General features: G+C 64.6%; 1 protein-coding gene. It reads right to left on the minus strand.

The window, feature by feature from the left end; translation table 11 throughout:
• Window positions 1-241 precede the first annotated feature (241 nt).
• Window positions 242-426 (minus strand): hypothetical protein (locus AC0L20_RS39965; protein WP_473295662.1); only part of this gene is annotated, 185 nt, incomplete at its 5' end.

A 426-nucleotide genomic window follows, 5' to 3' on the forward strand; every position in this document is an offset into this window, starting at 1 on the left:
GCCAATGTCACCGGGCACTCGCCCATCAAGCTCAATTGCGGTCCCGGCTCGCTGAGCGCCAGGACCCCGCAGGTGGTTTCGAAGCACAATGACTGAACACCAAACGGCTCATTGCCAGGCTCGAGGCGCAATTCACCCCGCTGCTCGGCAACCTGGAACGGTAAACGCAACCCGCGCCCCAGCCGCCGCCGCGCGGCCACTGCGTCGGCCCTCACCCGGGGCAAGGCAAGAGATGGCAACATCATGCCGGCGCCGCATTCGCCACGCACAGCTCCACCGGGAGTGCCAGGCCTGAGGCGAGCCTCTGCTCACATTGGTGCCGTACGCCGTAGAGCCAGCTTGCCGTTGCGTTCTGCTGCGCCTCAAGCTCGATATTCCACCCAGCCCTTTCCCGACGAACAACGCGCCCACATAGAACAGCAGAAT

This window comes from Bradyrhizobium sp. Kon58 (genome assembly GCF_055807455.1).